Source organism: Thermus arciformis (genome assembly GCF_900102145.1).
GTDB classification, from domain to species: Bacteria; Deinococcota; Deinococci; order Deinococcales; family Thermaceae; genus Thermus; species Thermus arciformis.
Genome location: NZ_FNBC01000088.1, coordinates 1 through 1,049 on the forward strand (window position 1 = coordinate 1; position 1,049 = coordinate 1,049).

Below are 1,049 nucleotides of genomic sequence, written 5' to 3' on the forward strand. Positions count from 1 at the left end.
GCGGAAGTCCCTTGGGGTTATGCCCTATGGAGGTTTTGACGTGTACATAGAAGAAACTCAACTTTTTGGTATACTGAAACCATGGAGCTGGCCAAGCTCAGCCGCAAGGGCCAACTCTCCATCCCCAAGCGCCTCCTCAAGGCCTTGGGCGTGGAGGGGGAGGCCTACTTCCTGGTGGAACTCGCTCCCGAGGGGGGGCTTCTCCTGCGCCCCGCCGGAGTCTACCCCTTAGAGGTCTACACGGAAGAGCGCCTCCAGGAACTCCTGGCCGAGGACATCCTCACCGAGGAGGAGCGCGCCCGCCTTGCCGCCCTCGCCCGTTAGGCTCCGCCGCCTCTTCCTGGACGCCAACGTCCTCTTCGCCGCCTGCTGGCAAGAGGGGAGGGCGCGAGCCCTTTTGGAGCTGGCGCCCAAGGCCAAGGTTCTCCTCCTCACCTCCCCCCACGCCCTGGAGGAGGCCCGGCGCAACCTGGAGGCCAAGCGGCCCGAGGCCCTGGACTGCCTCCAGGGGATACGGGGACGGGTGCAGACGGTCCCCGAGGCCCCGACGGCGTTGGTGCGGAAAGCGCTGGCGGGAGGCCTACCCCTTAAGGATGCCCCCATCCTGGCAGCTGCCTGGAGCGCCGGCGCCGAGGCCCTGGTGACTGGGGACCGGCGCCACTTTGGGCACCTCATGGGGAGGAGGGTAAGGGGGCTCTGGGTGGTTTCGCTGGCGGAAGCCCTGGCGGGGGTGATGGACCTCTTGGAGGGCAAGGGTTAGGGGAAAAGGCCTCAAGGGCCTTGCAACAGGAGAGTCACGGCCGAAGGCCGTATCTTGCAGATGGCGAGGGTCAGGAGCTCGGCCAGGGTAGCCTTCTGGTGCTTTTGCTTTGGGGGGAGCTTGAAGCCCTGGGCCTCCAGGGCTTTCAGTTCGTCATCCACCCAGATGTAGGTAGCCACGAGGGTCAGCTCCGAAGCCGACATTCCGCACCCCTCGTTCCTTGGCCTTAGGATTTTGGGATGGAAACCCCACCCGACCTACAGGTGTACGACCTGGGCCACCTGGGCCT

Annotated in this window: 2 protein-coding genes and 1 pseudogene; 2 read left to right on the forward strand and 1 reads right to left on the reverse strand. The window is 65.4% G+C overall.

Annotation, left to right across the window (positions count from 1 at the left end; all coding sequences use genetic code 11):
* Nucleotides 1-81: 81 nt before the first annotated feature.
* Together BLP62_RS13440 and BLP62_RS13445 are read left to right on the forward strand one after the other, a co-directional pair.
* Nucleotides 82-324 carry an AbrB/MazE/SpoVT family DNA-binding domain-containing protein gene (locus tag BLP62_RS13440; RefSeq protein ID WP_093008762.1) on the forward strand — a complete coding sequence of 81 codons (243 nt, stop codon included), beginning with the start codon at nt 82-84 and terminating at the stop codon, nt 322-324.
* Nucleotides 305-760, forward strand: coding sequence for a PIN domain-containing protein (locus BLP62_RS13445; RefSeq protein WP_093008763.1), 456 nt, complete (start codon nt 305-307; stop codon nt 758-760). The genes BLP62_RS13440 and BLP62_RS13445 overlap by 20 nt, the downstream gene beginning before the upstream one ends.
* A 17-nt stretch (nt 761-777) precedes the next feature.
* On the opposite strand, the pseudogene BLP62_RS14525 reads toward BLP62_RS13445, so the two are convergent.
* Nucleotides 778-963, reverse strand: a pseudogene (locus BLP62_RS14525) (hypothetical protein); the annotation flags it as partial.
* Between the last annotated feature and the right edge of the window lie 86 nt (nt 964-1,049).